Source organism: [Actinomadura] parvosata subsp. kistnae, from assembly GCF_900323885.1.
Lineage (GTDB): Bacteria > Actinomycetota > Actinomycetes > Streptosporangiales > Streptosporangiaceae > Nonomuraea > Nonomuraea composti.
On record NZ_OOHJ01000006.1, the window covers coordinates 41,691 to 59,213 of the forward strand.

At 70.0% G+C, this 17,523-nt stretch carries 16 protein-coding genes and 3 pseudogenes; 13 read left to right on the forward strand and 6 right to left on the reverse strand.

Going from position 1 to position 17,523, the window contains the following annotated elements:
- Positions 1-11: 11 nt before the first annotated feature.
- The 3 genes from KIS93_RS03810 to KIS93_RS03820 all read left to right on the forward strand — a co-directional run bounded on the left by KIS93_RS03810 (position 12) and on the right by KIS93_RS03820 (position 1,807).
- Entirely contained in the window at positions 12-401 is a 390-nt protein-coding gene (locus KIS93_RS03810; protein ID WP_186403599.1) for a transposase, read from the forward strand.
- A 163-nt stretch (positions 402-564) separates the two neighbouring features.
- Positions 565-768 carry a helix-turn-helix domain-containing protein gene (locus tag KIS93_RS03815; protein WP_222107223.1) on the forward strand — a complete coding sequence of 68 codons (204 nt, stop codon included), beginning with the start codon at positions 565-567 and terminating at the stop codon, positions 766-768.
- Between the two features lie 109 nt (positions 769-877).
- A complete protein-coding gene (locus tag KIS93_RS03820; protein WP_186403600.1) occupies positions 878-1,807 on the forward strand; it encodes a TolB family protein in 930 nt (309 codons plus the stop codon).
- Positions 1,808-2,008: 201 nt separating this feature from the next.
- On the opposite strand, the gene KIS93_RS03825 is transcribed toward KIS93_RS03820, so the two are convergent.
- On the reverse strand, positions 2,009-2,503 hold the full coding sequence (locus KIS93_RS03825; RefSeq protein ID WP_186403601.1) for a hypothetical protein: 495 nt from the start codon (positions 2,501-2,503) through the stop codon (positions 2,009-2,011).
- A 420-nt stretch (positions 2,504-2,923) separates the two neighbouring features.
- On the opposite strand from KIS93_RS03825, the pseudogene KIS93_RS68740 reads away from it, so the two are divergent.
- From KIS93_RS68740 to KIS93_RS03870, 9 genes and pseudogenes are all read left to right on the forward strand, one after another.
- Positions 2,924-3,034: pseudogene (locus KIS93_RS68740) on the forward strand (transposase family protein); the annotation flags it as partial.
- 122 nt (positions 3,035-3,156) lie between these two features.
- Positions 3,157-3,807 (forward strand): ISAs1 family transposase, encoded by a 651-nt coding sequence (locus tag KIS93_RS68745; protein ID WP_420895845.1) that lies wholly within the window; start codon positions 3,157-3,159, stop codon positions 3,805-3,807.
- 634 nt (positions 3,808-4,441) lie between these two features.
- The gene (locus tag KIS93_RS03840) at positions 4,442-5,629 is read left to right on the forward strand and encodes a lipid-transfer protein (RefSeq protein ID WP_186403603.1); all 1,188 of its coding nucleotides are present in this window, start codon (positions 4,442-4,444) and stop codon (positions 5,627-5,629) included.
- A gap of 1 nt (position 5,630) precedes the next feature.
- Positions 5,631-6,089, forward strand: coding sequence for a MaoC family dehydratase N-terminal domain-containing protein (locus KIS93_RS03845; protein WP_186403604.1), 459 nt, complete (start codon positions 5,631-5,633; stop codon positions 6,087-6,089).
- On the forward strand, positions 6,086-6,481 hold the full coding sequence (locus KIS93_RS03850; protein WP_186403605.1) for a MaoC/PaaZ C-terminal domain-containing protein: 396 nt from the start codon (positions 6,086-6,088) through the stop codon (positions 6,479-6,481). The genes KIS93_RS03845 and KIS93_RS03850 overlap by 4 nt, the downstream gene beginning before the upstream one ends.
- 12 nt (positions 6,482-6,493) lie before the next feature.
- Positions 6,494-7,324 (forward strand): SDR family NAD(P)-dependent oxidoreductase, encoded by an 831-nt coding sequence (locus tag KIS93_RS03855; RefSeq protein ID WP_186403606.1) that lies wholly within the window; start codon positions 6,494-6,496, stop codon positions 7,322-7,324.
- 37 nt (positions 7,325-7,361) lie between these two features.
- The gene (locus KIS93_RS03860) at positions 7,362-8,909 is read left to right on the forward strand and encodes a long-chain-fatty-acid--CoA ligase (protein WP_186403607.1); all 1,548 of its coding nucleotides are present in this window, start codon (positions 7,362-7,364) and stop codon (positions 8,907-8,909) included.
- An 89-nt stretch (positions 8,910-8,998) separates the two neighbouring features.
- On the forward strand, positions 8,999-10,207 hold the full coding sequence (locus tag KIS93_RS03865; RefSeq protein WP_186403608.1) for a TetR/AcrR family transcriptional regulator: 1,209 nt from the start codon (positions 8,999-9,001) through the stop codon (positions 10,205-10,207).
- On the forward strand, positions 10,204-11,007 hold the full coding sequence (locus KIS93_RS03870; RefSeq protein ID WP_186403609.1) for an enoyl-CoA hydratase/isomerase family protein: 804 nt from the start codon (positions 10,204-10,206) through the stop codon (positions 11,005-11,007). Before KIS93_RS03865 ends, KIS93_RS03870 begins: the two co-directional genes overlap by 4 nt.
- Here KIS93_RS03870 and KIS93_RS03875 read toward each other — a convergent pair.
- From KIS93_RS03875 to KIS93_RS03885, 4 genes and pseudogenes are all read right to left on the reverse strand, one after another.
- A pseudogene (locus KIS93_RS03875) lies at positions 11,004-12,038 on the reverse strand (IS630 family transposase). The gene KIS93_RS03870 and the pseudogene KIS93_RS03875 overlap by 4 nt on opposite strands.
- Positions 12,039-12,278: 240 nt before the next feature.
- Entirely contained in the window at positions 12,279-12,572 is a 294-nt protein-coding gene (locus tag KIS93_RS68260) for a cytochrome P450 (protein ID WP_335673881.1), read from the reverse strand.
- 176 nt (positions 12,573-12,748) lie between these two features.
- Positions 12,749-13,471: pseudogene (locus KIS93_RS68265) on the reverse strand (cytochrome P450 family protein); the annotation flags it as partial.
- Positions 13,468-13,947 carry a MarR family winged helix-turn-helix transcriptional regulator gene (locus KIS93_RS03885; protein ID WP_222107224.1) on the reverse strand — a complete coding sequence of 160 codons (480 nt, stop codon included), beginning with the start codon at positions 13,945-13,947 and terminating at the stop codon, positions 13,468-13,470. The gene KIS93_RS03885 and the pseudogene KIS93_RS68265, both read right to left, overlap by 4 nt.
- A gap of 83 nt (positions 13,948-14,030) precedes the next feature.
- On the opposite strand from KIS93_RS03885, the gene KIS93_RS03890 reads away from it, so the two are divergent.
- Positions 14,031-15,473, forward strand: coding sequence for an FUSC family protein (locus KIS93_RS03890; protein ID WP_186403611.1), 1,443 nt, complete (start codon positions 14,031-14,033; stop codon positions 15,471-15,473).
- Between the two features lie 756 nt (positions 15,474-16,229).
- On the opposite strand, the gene KIS93_RS03895 is transcribed toward KIS93_RS03890, so the two are convergent.
- Entirely contained in the window at positions 16,230-17,369 is a 1,140-nt protein-coding gene (locus KIS93_RS03895; protein ID WP_222107225.1) for a SagB/ThcOx family dehydrogenase, read from the reverse strand.
- Between the last annotated feature and the right edge of the window lie 154 nt (positions 17,370-17,523).

Genomic DNA, 17,523 nt, shown 5'->3' on the forward strand with positions numbered 1-17,523 from the left:
ACAGCCCAAAGATGACCACACCCCGGCACTCTCCTGACCTGAGCCTCGACACCAAACCCCTTTGTCAGCAGGCTCTGAGGCATGTCTGGGTGGATCAGGGCTATCGCGGCCAGGAATTCATCGGCTGGGTCTTGGATCAGTTCGGCGTGACGCTGCAGATCGTCGTGCGGCGCGATAGCGGATTCCGCCACACCTGGGCCAAGAAGGGAAGCCGCCGCGGCAGGTCTCCCGATTCTCCCTCGTGCCCCGCCGGTGGGTGGGTCGAGCGCACCTTCGCCTGGCTGGGCAAGTATCGCCGCCTGGCCAAAGACTACGAATACCTGAGCGCGACCTCAGAGAACGTCATCTACCTCGCGATGACCATGATCCTGCTGCACCGCCACAGCGGCCGCTCACCCTGACCCTTTTCAGACACCCTCCACACAGGTTGAATGCGTAGTGTCTTAGCCTCGTGACGGATCGCTTCGGGTGAGGTACGACCCGGAGCATGCGGTATGCACAGAGAGGTGGGTACACGCCTGCGGAGCAGGAGCGGCGCGAGCGTGTACGGCTGCAGGCGGCCGAGTGGTTCGAGGCCGGGAGTCGACCAGGGCGATCGCGGCGCGGTTACGGATGCACGAGCGGTCGGTGACGCGCTGGCGCAAGGCCTGGCGCGAAGGCGGTGGCGCGGAGGCGTTGCTGTCGAAGGAGCCGGTCTCGAGGGAGAAGCTGTCGGCCCGGCAGCGGGCGCGGCTGGATGCCGAGCTCAAGCACGGGCCCCTGGCCTGAGGCTATGTCGAGGATTAGTGCTGGCCGGTGCAGGTGCCGACCCGGCGCGCCATCGAGCAGGGACGAGCAGGCGATTGCGCTGTGGAAGGCCGAGGTATGGCCGCAGGCCGTGCTCAAGGTCCCGGCCAGGACTCCCGACGAGCGCGGAATCCGCCCGATCCTGCTCCTCGACGGCCGGACCATGCTCGTCACCACCTGGAGCAGCTTCGAGAAGACCGACGCCATTTACGCCTACGACCTCACCACGCACGACCTCCGCAAGATCACCGACGTGCCGACGCCGAAAGGCACCACGCTGTTCGCCGGCGACTTCACGATCGGCGAAGGCCAGGTCGTCTGGTGGACGAGGCTGAAGCGCGGCCCGGCACAGATCTGGGCGGCGCCCCTGGACGGCGGCCAGGCCAGGGCGATCGGCACCCAGCAGACGGACGGCAGCGGCCTCGACGGCGTGGAGGTGTCCGGCGGCCGGGTCGCGTTCTCCGCACGCGCGGACGGCATCTACAGCCTTCCGCTCGCCGGCGGCCGGCCCGAACCGGTCGAGGGCGGCGCGCCGATGCACCTGCTGCGCTGGCCGTGGATCGGCACGCCAGGCCGCTTCAGCCACGGGTCCACGACTTTCACCGAGATCCGCAACGTCGAGACCGGGCAGACCAGCGAGGCCATGATCCGCGATGGCGAACGGTTCATGTCGTGCGACGTGGACATCTGCTGGAGCGGCCGGGAGGACCGCGCCTTCTACCGGTTGCGCGACGGCTCCGATAAGCGGCCGCTGCCCGGGAACGTGAGCCGGATGGGACAGATCGCTCGGAACCGTTTCCACGTGAGCTCGCTGATCGACCGGACGCGGACCGGCATCGACCAGTTCGTCGCCGCCGCCTTGTACGACCTGCCCACCGGCCGCGTGGGTGATCTCGGCGTCCGTCCCAGGAAGAACGGTGAGGGTTTCAGCTGCGATCGGCCCGGCTTCGACCGGACGGGCAGGCTGCTGGCCTACTCCATCGGCGAGCAGATGTACGTCATCGACCTCGATAAGCTTTAGCGGGTGGTGGACTTTCCGAGCGGTGGGACGGCGTCGGACGCCGGGATGGTTGTGGCCTGCCGACGGCACCCGGACAAGGCCGCCGGCGGGACGCATCCCAACGCTCGGGCGCCGGTGTCGATGGGGAACTGATCGGCAAGCGTGCGGAGTCCGAGCACCACCCAAAGCCTACGGTCGGTGCGTCTACGCATCGGCCAGGAATCAGGCCTCCCGGATGAGCCATCTCGCGGTCTTGCCGCCTACGACACCCGTATACACAAAACCGTCGGGTGTCTCCCCATCATAGAGATACCCGTCAGTCTGGTCGCTGACGAGCTGATAAAGGCCGTCACCCCAGTCGATTTTCTTCCAATGCCTGCTTGTCCAGTCTTCACATGTTCCCATCTTGACCGGACTTGTCGAGACCAGACAGCCTCCGGAGATCCTGTTCTTGAGGAGGCGATACCCGTCATTCCATGAGCTGTTGACCCAGTGCCATTGAATGCTTTCTCCAGAACCGCAGCTACCCATAGAGACCTCGCCGACCGGCTCGAGCTGGTCGACCGCCAAGCATCTACCAGTGCCTTGGTTCTGGACAAACCAGTAGATCACGGCGATAGTTTCGGTGCCGCCTGAGACGGCCTGTGCCGGTTGTGCGGCCACGAGGCTACAGACGGTCATCGCGAAAGCACTGGCGATTCTGCTCGGCCCGCGCATTAAGATCCTCCATCGGTCTCACCTCTGGTGCTCGGCGAATGCCCGAGAACCCACAGCACTGTGGCGTGCATCCACGGCTGAGACAGTAGACCGAAATGACAAAAGCGGAATCAGTCACGTGACTGGTGCACCGGTCTTCCGCTTGCCTTCACCTGAAACGTCTTCGATTTCCGTATGATGAGTAGACAGGGCCGTTGCGTTCTCGACTGGCGAGACTGCTGCACCCTTGAGCCGGGTGGGCAAGTAGGGCCCCGGTGCGGAGATGACGAACGCGACCCCTCATGATCATCGGTGTCTAGCCAGTCGATCAAGAACAGGGGCCGCGTTCGCGTGCCATCATCCACGATCGACGTGCTCTTCCGCCACCTGAAGCACGTCGCCCTCACCGACCCCGCCTCCGACCTGCCCACCCTGGCCGAGGTGCTGGATGCCGTACCCGACCCGCGTCACCGCCGAGGACGTCGCTACCGGCTCGGCCCCCTGCTCGCGTTATCCCTGCTCGCCGTCCTCAGCGGAGCGACATCCCTGGCAAAGATCACCCGGGTCATCGCCGGCTACGACCCCGACCTGCGCACCCAGCTCGGGCTTCCGGCCACCTCCCGGCCAGCCGGCCGCCAGCACCCTAGGACGGCTGCTGGCCCGTCTGGACGGCGATGCCTTCGACGCCGCGACCTGCGCCTACCTCTTCGCGATCACCACCGGCCACCCGCCGGAAACGACCACCCAGACGATCACCGCCACCAGAACCTCCCTGCTCGGCCTGGCCGTGGACGGCAAGACCCTGCGCGGCAGCCGTACCGGCGACGGTGTCACTCACCTGCTGGCCGCCGTCCGGCACGACACCCAGACCGTGCTCACCCAGCGGCAGGTCCGAGGCCAAGAGCAACGAGATCCCCGCCTTCACACCTCTGCTGTCCGGCCTGTACCTGCCCGGCCTGGTCATCACCGCCGACGCTCTGCACACACAAACCGAGCACGCCCGGCAGATTGTCGCGGCCAGCGGCCACTTCCTGTTCATCGTCAAGGCCAACCAGCCCACGCTCCACCACAGGCTCAAAGCGCTGCCCTGGCGCGAAGCACTTCTGAACGACCGCACCGACGAGCGCGGGCACGGCCGCCGCGAGATCCGCCGGATGAAGATCTGCACCACCCGCCCCCACCTGCCCTTTCCCATGCCACCCAGGCCATCCAGGTCAAACGCCGCCGCACCGACCTCAAGACCGGCAAGACCACCATCGTCACGATCTACGCCATCACCAGCCTGCCGCCGGGCCGTATCACCCACGCCCAGCTCGCCACGCTGATCCGCGGCCACTGGAGCATCGAGGCCCTGCACCACATCCGCGACGTCACCTACCGCGAAGACGCCTGCAAGGTCCGCACCGGCGCCGCACCCCGGATCCTGGCCGGCCCGCGCAATCTGGCCGTCGGCCTGACCCGCCTGATCGGTTGGACAAACATCGCCGCCGCCACCGACCACTACCGTAGCCACCCCGCCGACGGCCTTCAGCTACTCGGTCTCACCACATGAGAACGCTCCGGCCCTGGATGAGTAGAAGGTCGCCATGGCGAGCCAGCGGTGAACAGTTCCCTTGGACTCCGCGTCCTGGATCGGGCGCGTGACTCGGCAGGCGCGTGCGCACTGCCGTCTGCTCGATGCCGTGGCGTTGCAGCGCGTCGGTGACCTTGTCCGGCTCCGGTTCGGTGGCCCCCAGGTCCCATGGAATTTGATCAGCAGAGCGTAGGAGGTGACCTCCAGACCGGCGCGAGAGAAGCTGAGCCGTCGAAGGACGGCACCGTGTGTCGCGTTGGCGACAGCAGCCGGGCCAAGTGGCCAGGCACCCCGCTGTACCGCAGGAGTCGTTTGAGTCCTCTAGCCGACTAAGTGAATTATGCATAGGGTAGCTTGAAATCAATCGGCGCGTTCAGGAGGTCGCTGTGAGCAGGCGCACCCGGGTCGTCGGGGTGGGGATGAGTCCCTTCTCTACCCCGAGAAGGGCTGGGACGTACCTGGCCATGGCGGAGGAGGCGATCAGGGCCGCGCTTCGCGACGCCGGGATCGGCTACGAGTCCGTCCAGCAGGCCTACGTCGGTTATGTGTATGGTGATTCGACATCGGGACAGAACGTTCTCTACCAGGTGGGGATGACCGGCATCCCGGTCGTCAACGTCAGCAACAACTGCGCCACCGGCTCCTCCGCTCTGTGGCTGGCCCGGCAGGCCATCGAGCACGGCGCCGCCGACTGTGTCCTGGCGGTCGGCTTTGAGCAGATGCGCCCGGGTGCCATCACGGCGCAGTGGGAGGACCGGCCGAGCCCGTTCGACCGGTTCGACGCCGCCGCGGACGCGGCACTCGGCCCCGACGGCTCCACCCCCATGGCGCCGCGCTACTTCGGCGCCGCCGGTCAGGCCTACGCCGAGCGGCACGGCACGGCGCCGGAGACGTTCGCGCGGATCGCGGTCAAGGCGCGGGCGCACGCGGCGGGCAACCCGTACGCGGTCTTCCGCGACCCGGTCACCCTGGAGGAGGTGCTGGCCTCGCCGCACGTGTACGGCCCGCTGACCCGCCTGCAGTGCTGCCCGCCGACCTGCGGAGCCGCCGCCGCGGTGCTGTGCAGCGACGAGTTTGCGCTCGCGCACGGCCTGGACGCCCGCGTCGGCGTCGCGGCCCAGGCCATGGTCACCGACAGGCCGGGCAGCTTCGCCGAGCACGACATGATCAAGCTCGTCGGCTACGACATGTCCGCCGAGGCCGCCGCCCAGGTGTACGAGGCAGCCGGGGTGGACCCCGGCGACATCCGGGTGGCCGAGCTGCACGACTGCTTCACCACCAACGAGCTGCTCAGCTACGAGGCGCTGGGGCTGACCCCGGAGGGCACGGCGGAGAAGTTCGTCCTCGACGGCGGCAACACCTACGGCGGCCGGGTGGTGACCAACCCGTCGGGCGGCCTGCTGTCCAAGGGCCACCCGCTGGGCGCGACCGGCCTGGCGCAGTGCGCGGAGCTGGTCTGGCAGCTGCGCGGCCAGGCGGGGCCGCGGCAGGTCGAGGGCGCCTCGGTCGCCCTCCAGCACAACATCGGGCTGGGCGGCGCGGCGGTCGTCACGCTCTACGAGAGGATGTCCTGAGGTGCCGATCCCCTGCTCCGCCGCCGGCACCGAGCTGCCGCCCGTCACGGTGGACGTCGAACGCGGCAGGCTGCGCTTCTTCGCCGAGGCCGTCGGGGAGACCGACCCGGTCTATCTCGACCTGGCGGCGGCCAGGGCGGCCGGGCACCCGGATCTGCCGGTGCCGCCGACCTTCCTGTTCGGGCTGGAGCTGGAGCGGCCGGACCCGTTCGGCTACCTCACCGGCCTCGGGGTGGACCTGCGCCACGTGCTCCACGGCGAGCAGGCGTTCACCTACCACTCGGTGGCGCACGCGGGCGACCGGCTCGTCCTGCGCCCGCGCATCGCCGAGATCTACAGCAAGAAGGGCGGCGCCCTGCAGTTCCTGGTGAAGAAGACGGCGGTGACCCGCGCCGACGGCTCCCCGGTCGCCGACCTCACCAGCGTCATCGTCGTACGCGACCCGGCGAGCGCGCGGTGAGCGGCCGGCGCGTCCTGGAGGCCGGGCCGATCACCAGGACCACGCTCGCGCTGTTCGCCAGAGCCTCAGGCGACCACAACCCCATCCACCTCGATCCGGCCGTCGCCAGGTCGGCGGGTCTGGACGACGTGTTCGCGCACGGCATGCTGTCCATGGCCTACCTCGGGCGGCTGCTCACCGGCTGGGTGCCCCAGGAGCGCATCCGCTCCTTCCGCGTCCGTTTCGCCGCCATCACGCCCGTGCACGCCCGGCCCACCTGTACGGGCGAGGTCGTCCACGTCACCGCCGAAGGGGTGGCCACCGTCCGGCTGACGGTCGCCCTCGCCGACGGCACCGTCACCCTCACCGGTGAAGCCGTGATCGAGCTTCCCGCCACACCCCCGCACGACTGAGAGGCGCCGTCCATGGGATCACTCGACGGGAAGGTCGCGATCGTCTCCGGCTCCGGCCGGGGCATCGGGCGCGAGGTGGCGCTCAAGCTGGCGGCGCACGGCGCGCGGGTCGTGGTCAACGATCTCGATCCAGGCCCCGCTGCCGAGACGCTCGCGGCGGTCCGGGCGTTGGGCGGCGAGGCGGTCGCCTGTGCCGGGAGCGTCACCGACGCCGGGTTCGGCGAGCGGTTCGTCGGCGCGGCGCTCGACGCCTTCGGCGGCCTGGACATCGTGGTCAACAACGCCGGCTACACCTGGGACGGCGTCATCCAGAGGATGAGCGACGAGCAGTGGGACGCGATGCTGGACGTGCATCTCAAGGCGCCGTTCCGCATCCTGCGCGCCGCGCAGCCGGTCATCGCGGCGGCCGCCAAGCGGGCCGCGGCGGCCGGGGAGCCGGTCCCCTGCCGCAAGGTCGTGAACATCTCCTCGATCGCCGGGCTCAGCGGCAACGCGGGCCAGGCGAACTACGCGGCGGCCAAGGCCGGCGTGACCGGGCTGACCAAGACGCTGGCCAAGGAGTGGGGCCGCTACAACGTCACCGTGAACACCGTCGCGTTCGGGCTGATCAGGACGCGGCTGACCGAGACCGCCGCGGCCGACGGCGCGGCCATCGACGTCCAGGGCAGGCGCGTCAGGGTCGGCATCGGCGCCGACCTGATGGAGAGGATGGAACGCGACATCCCGCTCGGCCGCGTCGGCACCCCCCAGGAGGCGGCGGGGGCCGTCTACCTGCTGTGCTCACCCGAATCCGACTACATCAGCGCGCAGACCCTCGTTTGCGGCGGCGGCCTCACGATCTGACCCGCCATCGGACCCATCCGTTCGAGGAGTGGCCCCCATGTACCTCACCCAGACCGTGCACCAGGCGGTGCAGCAAACCCCCGCCGCCCCGATGACCGTCCACGGCCACCGCGTGCGCACCGCGGCGGAGTCCGCCGAGCGGGTGGCGCGGCTGGCGGGCGCGTTCCGCTCGCTCGGCGTCGCCCCCGGCGACCGGATCGCCGCCCTCGCCATGAACTCCGACCGCTACCACGAGTACCTGCTGGCCACTCCGTGGGCGGGCGCCGTGGTCCTGCCGCTCAACGTCCGCTGGAGCCCTGCGGAGATCGTGCACGCGCTGCGCGAGTCGGCCACCGGGGTGCTCCTGGTGGACGACACGTTCGCGCCCCTCGTGCCGTCGCTGCGCGCCGAGCTGGACGACCTGGCCACCGTGATCTTCTGCGGCGACGGCGACCCGCCGCAAGGCATGATCGGCTACGAACGGCTCATCGTGGACGGCACGCCGGCCGAGGACGCCCGGCGCGGCGGCGACGAGCTTTTCGGCATCTTCTACACGGGCGGGACGACCGGCCATCCGAAGGGCGTGATGCTCACCCACCGCAACCTGGCGGCCTCCGCGCTGGGCAGCCTGGCCACGGGTCAGTTCCTCACGCCACGCGGGCGGCTGCTGCATGCCGCGCCGATGTTCCACCTGGCCGACATCGCGGCCTGGACGGCCGGCATGATCGTGGGCTCGACCCACGTCATCATCCCGGCGTTCACGCCCGCCGGGGCGCTGGAGGCGATCCAGCGGCACCGCGTGACCGACACGCTCTGGGTGCCGACGATGATCCAGCTCGCGATCGACCACCCGGACGTCCTGTCGTATGACCTGTCGAGCGTCGAGCACCTGGTGTACGGCGCTTCCCCGATCTCCGAGGCGGTGCTGGAGCGCGCCCGCGCGGTGTTCTCCCGTGCCGGGTTCGTCCAGGCGTACGGGATGACCGAGCTGTCCCCCATCGCCACCCTGCTGCTGCCGGCCGACCACGATGACCCGGCGCTGCGCCGGGCGGCGGGCCGCGCCGCTCCCCATTCCGAGGTCCGGGTGGTGGACGCCCACGGCGCCGAGGTGCCGCGCGGCACCGTGGGGGAGATCGTGGTACGCGGTGACCACGTGACGCCCGGCTACTGGCGGCGGGAGGAGGAGACCGCGGCCGCGTTGCGGGGCGGCTGGATGCACACCGGCGACGGCGGTTACATGGACGAGCGTGGCTACGTGTTCGTCGTCGACCGGATCAAGGACATGATCGTGTCCGGTGGCGAGAACGTCTACTCCGCCGAGGTGGAGAACGCGCTGGCCAAGCACCCGGCCGTCGCCGCGTGCGCGGTCATCGGCGTGCCCGACGAGCGGTGGGGCGAGCGGGTGCACGCGGTCGTCGTGCTGCGGCCCGGCCTGGCCGCCACGGAGGAGGAGCTGCGGGAGTTCTGCCGGGACCGCATCGCGGGGTACAAGCTGCCGCGCAGCGTCGCCTTCGCCGGGGAGCTGCCGCTGTCGGGCGCTGGCAAGATCCTCAAGCGGGAGCTGCGTCGCCGGTACTGGAGCGGCGGCGCGCGCCAGGTATCTTGACCGCGAGGCGGGCTGTCTTGACCACGGAGTGCACGGTCTCGACCGTGGGGCGGACTGTCTCAACCGCGCAGCGGACGAAGGGACGATGGGTGACGGCAGAGCGGACGGCGGCTGCGGCGCCGGCGCGGGGCACCCGGCCGCGCAACCGGCGCACGCTGATCATCGAGGCGGCGGCCGAGCTGTTCGCGCGCCACGGCTATGACCAGGTGGCCATGAGCGACGTCGCCGACGCGATGAACGTGCGCCCCTCGGCCCTGTACCGGCACTTCGCCGGCAAACCGCGGCTGCTGACCGCCGTCGTCCTGGCCGAGATCGAGCCGTTCGAGCGGGTGCTCGCGACCGGCGGTCCCATCGACCGCCTGGTGCCGCGCCTGGCGGACGTGGCGCTCGAACATCGCCGCCTGGGCGTGCTGTGGCAGCGGGAGGCCCGCGCCCTGCCCGAGGAGGAACGCGGCGTGCTGCGCGACGCGCTGCGCTCGACCGCGGGCCGGCTGGCCGTGGCGCTGCTGGCCGAGCGTCCCGAACTCGGTCCGGCCGGCGCCGACCTGCTGTCGTGGTGCGCGTGGTCGGTGCTCAACAGCGCCGGCCACAGCAGCGTCGAACTGCCCAAGGCCGAGTACGCCTCGCTCCTGGAGCAGATCGTCCGGCCGGTACTCGCCCTCACTCCCCCGCCGCAGGCCACCGCCCCCGCGGAGCCGGACGACGGCTTCGACCCGCGCTCACGCAGGGAGAAGCTGCTCGCCGCCGCCGTCCCGCTGTTCGCCGCGCAGGGCTACGCCGGCGTGCGCATGGAGGACATCGGCGCGCGGGCCGGCATCGCCGGGCCCAGCGTCTACCACCATTTCACCTCCAAGCAGGAGATCCTGTACGCGGTGCTCAACCGCGGCAGCGAGTGGCTGCGCCAGGACCTGCACCGAGCGCTCGCCCGCGCCATGGACCCGGCGGACGCGCTGAGCAGGCTGGCCGGCTCCTACGTCAGGTTCGCGGCGGACAACAGCGCGCTCATCGACGTGCTGATCAGCGACGTGCGGCATCTGCCCGCCGAGCAACGGGCGGCGGTCGTCCAGGCCCAGCAGGACTACCTCGGCGAGTGGCAGCACCGGCTGCGCCTCGCCCGCCCACAGACGACGGCGATGCAGGCGCGGGCCCGCGTGCACGCCGCGCTGGCGATCGTCAACGACATCGCGCGCACCCCTCACCTGCGCGCGATGCCGGGCGCGCTGGAGACCGTCAGGCAGGCCGCCCTGCTCGCCCTGCTGGGCTGTGTGAATCATCATGAGGAAGTGGTGACGCGATGACCGCGAACGGCCGCGACGCCCGCGTACGGGTCGAGCACCACGGACCGATCTCCGAGATCGTGCTGGCGTGCCCCGACCGGCGCAACGCGCTGAACACCGCGGCGGGCCACGCGCTGGCCGCCGCCGTCAAAGAACTCGGCGCCCGCGCGCGTACCAGGGTCGTGGTCATACGCGGCGAGGGCGCCGGCTTCTGCGCCGGCGGCGACGTCAAGGACATGGTGTCGGGGGTGCGGGCTGGCCGGGGCACACCAGTGCTGCGCGAGATGGCGGGCGCCGTGCACCAGGCCGTCGCCGGGATCGCCCGGCTGCCGAAACCGGTGATCGCGAGCGTCCACGGCCAGGCGTACGGCGCGGGGTTCTCCCTCGCGCTCGCCTGCGACCTGGTCGTCGCCTCCGACGACGCCACGTTCTGCCAGGCGTTCGTCAAGCTCGCCGCCACGCCAGACTCCGGCAGCACCTTCTTCCTGCCGCGCGTCGTGGGGCGGCATGTCGCGGCGGAGTTGATCATGCTGGGCGAGGCCGTGGACGCCGCGGAGGCGTACCGGCTCGGCCTGGTCAACCGGGTGGTGCCGCGGCAGGAGCTCGGCGAGCACGTGCGCGCGCTGGCCGAGCGTCTGGCCGCCGGCCCGGCCGGCGCCTACGCGCGGATCAAGCGGCTGCTCGCGCTCAGCGGGGGCGGCGACCTGGAGCGGCAGCTCGACCTCGAACGGGACGCGCTGGGCGAGAGCGCGGCCACCGGCGACTTCCTGGAGGGCATCGAGGCCTTCACCGCCCGCCGCCCCGCCCGCTTCGGCGGCTAAGCGGCATTCCAGTAGTTCCGCTTGTAACCGGCGGGGAGCCAGGGGCTGACTTCGGGGATCGCGGTGGTCAGGAACTGGTCGGGTGAGCGGGCGCGGAAGAAGGCGTGGATCTGTCTGAGGCGGCCGGGCCAGGTGACGGCGGTGTTGGCGATGAACGCCTTCAGTGCCGCTCAGATGCGTTCGACGGGGTTGTCGTGCGGGCTGTAGCGCGCCCCGTACAGCAGCTCCAGGCGAGGGTGCTTGTCCAGGTAGGCGGTGACGGCCTTGGCGTGGTGGATGCTGTCGTTGTCGCAGATCACCACGATTGCCGGGGCGGCCGGGAACGCGGCGAGCACCTGGTCGAGCAGGAGCAGGAAGTCGGTCGCGCGTCGGAGGCCGAGTCGGTACACCCATCGGCCGGTGGTCATCTCCAGTGCGCCGAGCACGGTGACCTGCCGGTTCTTGCCTGGCGTGAGAACCTCCGGGCGGTGCGTGCGCAGCGTCCAGCTGGAGCGGACGTGCGGCAGCCAGTGGACGTGGGTCTCGTCGGCGGCCCACACCACGGCGCCGCGCGGCAGCGCCCGTAGCCGGGCGGTGAGGTCGAGCAGGATCCGCCAGCGGTCCGGGTCGCCCTTGGTGATCAGTTTGGGCCGCCGCCAGACGGCCACCAGGCGCACCCGCCGGTACAGGGTGCGGCGGCTCAGCGCGGGCCGGTTCAGCCACCGCCACAGCCGGGGGATCGTCCATGGTCCGGGCCGGGTCAGCAGCGCGGCGATGCGGCGCACCAGCCGCCGGCCACCCCGCCGCGGGCGTCCGGGGCGGGGACGGTCGGCCAGGCCCGCAACCCCCAGCCGGTTGAACCGCCCGATCCAGCGGCGCACCGTGCCCGGGTCGTAGCCGAGCAGGTCAGCGATCTGTGCTGCCGGCAGCCCGTGCAGCGACAACAGCACCATCACCGCCCGCATCGCCTGCCGCCAGCGTCCGCGTAACTCCGCCTGCAGGTGCTCGATGGAGGCGTCCGGAGCATTGGCGAACACGACAGGAGGGCGCATACTGACCACGACCTCGCCGGGACCGGAGAGACGGTGTGAGCAACCTCGATCCAACCCCCGGCGAGGCCCCTGTCAATGCCCATCCGCCTTGACGATCTCACGCCTCGTTACGCGCGGAACTTTTGGATACGCGCTTAGTGCCCTGAGCCGCGGCCGCTGCGCTCCGTGACGCGGTTTTGCCGTCAATGACCCGGCCCCCGGGGCTGAGCCGCCTGAGGCCCGGTCGGTGGCACCGGAGTTTCACCAGGTGACGGGAAGGGTGTCCACGCCGTACACGGGCATCTCATCGCGAAAGCGTAGCTGTGCGATGTCGGTGGCGAGCTTCATCCGGGGGAAGCGCCGCAGCAGCGCGGGGTAGGCGATCTGCAGTTCCAGCCGGGCCAGCTGTTGCCCGAGACACTGGTGGACGCCGAAGCCGAAGGCGACATGGTGGTTGGCGGGCCGCTCGGGGGACAAGCGGTCGGGGTCGGCGAAGACCTCGGGGTCGCGGTTGGCGGCGTCGGCGGCGGCGATGACGCCTTCGCCGGCGCGGATGACGTGCCGCGCAGGTCGACGTCCTCGACGGCGGTGCGACGGCGGCCGGTGTGGGTGATGGTCAGCAGGCGGAGCAGCTCCTCGACGGTACCCCTGACATAGGCGGGTTCGCCGTCACGCAGCCGTCGAGCCTGCTCGGGGTGCTGCAGCAGAGTGAGGGTGCCGAGGGCGATCATGTTCGCGGTGGTCTCGTGGCCCGCCACCAGCAGCAGCATCGCCATGGCCACCATCTGCCGGGTGGTCAGCTCGCCCGTGCGTCCGTGGCGTTCGATCAGCCGTCCGATCAGGTCGTCACCAGGATCGGCCTGTTTGGCGACCACCAGTTCGTGGAGGTAGCGGGCCAGGGCGCGGCGCGCGCCGGCCACGTCTTCGGGGTCGGCTCGTGTGTCCAGCATCGTCCTGCTGTGCTGCTGGAAGAAGGCGTGGTCGGCGTACGGGACGCCGAGCAGCCGGCAGATGACCATCGATGGAGCGGGCAGCGCGAACGCCTCCACGAGATCCACCGGTCGTGGACCGGCGGCCATCGCGGAGAGGAGCCCCTCAATGGTCTCCAGCACCAGGGGGCGCAGGCGTTCCATCCGCCGCATGGTGAACTCGCCGATCAGCATGCGGCGGTATCGGGCATGCTCGGGGTCGTCCATCTGTAGGAAGGACACCCCGCCGGTGCGCCGCTTACCGGCAGGGCTGCGGGCGGGATAGCCCGGGCGTGCAGGGTCGGCGCTGAAGCGTGGGTCGGCCAGAACGGCGCGCACGTCGTCGTACCGGGTGACGAGCCATGGCGTGGTGCCGTCCCAGAGCCGCACTCGGGTGATCGGCTGTTCCGCTCGCAGCCGGGCGAGCTGCTCAGGTGGGTTCAGTGGGCAGGTACGCGGCATCAGGAATGCCGGGATGTCGGTCATGGAGTCGCTCCCGTGGTGGGCGTGTCCGGGTGGGGACAGGGGCTTGCCGTTTCGGCCAGCTCCGCCAGCAGAGTCGCCGCCAGGCCGATCACCTGGATCTCGGTCTCGCTCAGGCCCTCCATCGCGGTGGCGAGCCACGTATCGCGGGCGCCCATGTCGCGGATCAGCACCTCGCGACCCTCGGGCGTGAGGTCCAGCATCGACGCTCGCCGGTCGAGCGGGCTCGGCCTGCGGGCGATCAGGCCCTGCTCCTCCAACTCGGCGAACACTCGGGTGAGCGACTGCAGCTGCTGGTGTTCGGCGATGGCGATCTGCGTCGGCGTGCTGGGACCGTGGCGGTACAGGTGGCCGAGGACGCTCACCTTGTTGCCGCTGAGCGCGCCGGATGGGCGCTCGGCGCGCAACCGGCGAGCCAAACCCGTGACCGCGCGCCGGGTCTCTGTTGCGACATGGCATCGCATCTCTGCATCCCTCACGTTGCTAAGCTATCACTTAGTGCTTTTGGCCTAAATACAGCGAATAGTCCTAGAAATTACTAAGTGTTGCTTAGTATGGGGCTGTGGCATCATCACCGAAGGACGCCGCGGTCACCGCCGGAGCCATGACGGCCAGCCTCGCTGTCGCGGTGGCCGTCGTCCAAACCGCGAAGCTGTCGCCTGGCCTCCTCGTCGTAGCCGCCGCGCTTGGCCTGCCCCTGGGCAGGACGCGGCGGGACGAGGATTGGCTGGATCGGGTCATCGCCCTCACCGTGCTGCCACTCGTCGCGGCGGCGGCGGTCGCCATGCACGCGCTGTTGGCCGGTCCGTACGCCGCGCTCGGCGCGGCGCTGTTCGTGGTCACCCTGAGCACGACCGTCTGGGTACGGCGCTGGGGAGCGCGCGCGACCACCGCGGGGGCACAGGCGTCCATGCCACTGCTCATCGTGGTGCTCGTGGCGCCGGTGGGCATGGCGGACATTGGCTGGACCGCGCTCATAGCCATGATGACGTGCGGCGTGGTGCTGGTGACGCATCTGCTCACCGGAACGCCATCGCAACGGCGCGCGGACACTCCGCCCCAGAGGCGGCTGCCGGCGAGCACCAAGATGGCGATCCAGTTGGGCGTGGCATTGGCGCTCGCCTTCCTTTGCGGCCGATTCGTCCTGGGCGAGCACTGGCAGTGGGCGGTGCTGACGACCTTTCTCGTGTGCAGCGGCAACAGAGGGCGCGCGGACGTCGTGCACAAGGGGGTCCTGCGGGTCGCCGGTGCGGCGGCGGGCACGGGCGGCGCGACGCTTCTGCTGCCGCTGTTCGACGGCAGCCCCGCGGCGCACCTCGCGGCCGTCTTCGTCGTCCTGCTCGCCGGCATATGGTCGCGATCATTCAGCTATGCGTACTGGGCCGGGAGCATCACCGCAGCTCTGGCGTTCACCTACGCCTATTTCGCGCAGAGTGCGGCGTCGCTGCTGGTCGTGCGCCTCGCGGGCATCCTGCTCGGCGGTGTGATCGCGATCGTGGTCTCGTGGTACCTCCTGCCGGTGCGCAGCACGGCCGTGGCCCGGCTGCGGGTGGCCGAATCCGTGCGCGCGCTGGCCGTCTTCCTCGAAAGTTTGCAAGAGCGTGTTGTCGGCCACGGCGGCGAGCAGTTGCCCGAGCATCGCGTGCGCTTCGAACAAGCCGTCGGGCGGGTGGAGGAGATCGCAGCCCCCTTCGAGGCTCGGCGGCGGCTGATGGGCAGCCGGCCGACCGGAGGCCGACGGCACGCCGACGTCTTCGACGCCCTGCGAGACAGTGCCCGGTCTGTGCGCGAGCTCGCTGCGTACGTCGAAGGCTCGCCGGGCGTCCATCGCAAGCCTGGCGTGGCCGCGCTGGTCGGCCAGGCCAGGAAGGAACTCGGAGTCCTGAGCGCGGATGACGATCGGCCGCGGCCGGCCCTGGAGGGTGCCCAGTTGCTCACGGTGTTGCGCCGGACGAATGAGCGGCTGGCTGAGACGGCCGCGGCGCTGGCCGCGCGGAGTCCGTGACGGCCGGCCCAGGCCCGGAGAAGTGCCGGCCGGCCTCTGTGGCAGGCCGCATGCCGGATGCGCGCGGCGCGCGTACTGGCCGGCGGGTACACGGCCCCGCGGGATGCGGAAGCCGTACCCCGGCGATTGTCCGACGAGCGGTAGAGGCTGATCCGGCCCGTCATCACCTCCTGGCAGGGCCGGCACTCCTGGGTCAGCGGCCATGCAGGGCGCTGCGATGTGCGGGAGATCGTGAAACGCGATCCTGTGTCAGGCCCGGGCCGGTTGCCAATGGCGCTACCTGCCGCCTCACAGCGCGATCTACTCCTACTCCTACTTCGTCGGCGCCGGGCGCGACGACGGCGCCGATCAGGCTCCTACTCGGCCGGCTCATCTCCGTGGCCGGGCTTGGTGACGGCGTCGCCAGGTCGACCAGTGGGCAGCGTGTTCCAGCGTTGGTGAGTGGCCGGTCCGGGCGTTGGAGAGCGACCTCTGCGACCGTCAGTGGGATCAGGCCGGGGGTCGGCAGGAGATGCTTCGTCGGGGCGGGTCGGGTGTGGGGCTTGGTTGCGGGTACGGTGACGGGCTGTGGCTGCGGTGACCGCGCAGGACAGCCACGGCAGCCATGACCAGAACGAGGTGCCGAAGCAGCGCCTTATAGAGGCGGACTTGGGACTCGTCCAGCCGAACAGGTCCTTGCCGGCCTGCAAGCTCTCCGCCACGGGGCATCCCAGCCCTGCGGCGGCAAGCGGGTGGTGATCTTGATGACGCGGGTCGTCATGCTGGGCGGGCCGGAGGCGTTGTCGTCTTCGCCTGGAGAGTTGTCAGGCCGAAGGTTTCCATGTCTGCTCCGGCCGGGATCGAAGCCCACTCCCCGTCCGGGAGGCCGGCGCCCAGCACATAGAGCGGCGTCCGAGAAACATTGTCCAGATTCAGCCGTTCCGCCAGGGCCTTGTCGTGGAACGCGCCTGTCTGAAAAGGCCCGAGCCCGAGCGCCACAGCGGAGAGGGCGAAGGTCTGGCCCAGATGGCCGGCGTTGAGGAGGCAGACGCGGTAGGCACGCGGATTCCGGTATTTGGCGAGCATACGCTCGATTTCCGCCGTCACGACGACAATGAACGCGGCGTCTTCCACCCACTGTTGATTTCCGCACATGGCTGAAAGGTCTTCGCCGGTGCATCCTTCGGCCATCAACTCCAGCGAGTGTTCCAAAGAGTTGTAGTGATACCACCCGGGCGTGACGCCGCTGACCTGGCGGATGCCCAGATAGGCCTCCAGTTCCTGCCGGGCACCGCCTGATGGGCTGGTGCGGCGGATGAGTGCGCCGAACGCGCCGGCGTCAATGTAGTCGGCGGGCCCGAAGGTGCTGCTCAGCAAGGCGGCGAAAGGCGCGAGCGGCACGGGAGCCGACGTGAAGGAGCGGTGGGTGCGCCGCCGGTACAGCACCTGTCCCAACGGCTCGTCGAGTCGGCCGGGGACGCGCGGGAGCAGGATTCGATCGGCTTCGGGATACGTGGTGAAGATGGGCGGCCGGCCCTGGGCCGCCAGCGCCTCGCGGTCGTCGCCGCTCGCCTCGGAGTAGACGTGGTTCTGCGTGGCGAAGTGGAAGAACGACGCCTCTGGAGACCATGGCCCCCATCGAGCGTCGAGCGCCTCATCCCGCAGATCCTCCTGGCTGCCTTCGGCGAGCAGAAGCCCGCGCGAGACCAGCTCGGGAATGACCGCGGCAACCGATTCGCGAGCTTCGTGCGGCAGGCACTCCACGGCCTCGTCCACAGTGCGCCAATCGGTGAAGGCGTCCAGTACTTCCGCGATGGCGACCGAAAGGACGAGGCCTTTTCCCCGCAGGAAAGGGTGGGCGACGAATGCCCCGTTGTGCCAATAGCAGACCAGACATCGTGCTCTACGCAAGCGCATGTGAATCTTAAATCCTCATCCCGATCGTGAAGATGCGCCTGTCGAGTGGGCCGCGGCCCGCTCGACAGGCGACCCCTCGCGATCGCGGCTAATGGCTCCAATGCCAGTTGTTGCGGTCGGAGCGCTCGAGCTCCTCGACAGTTAGCGAAATGTA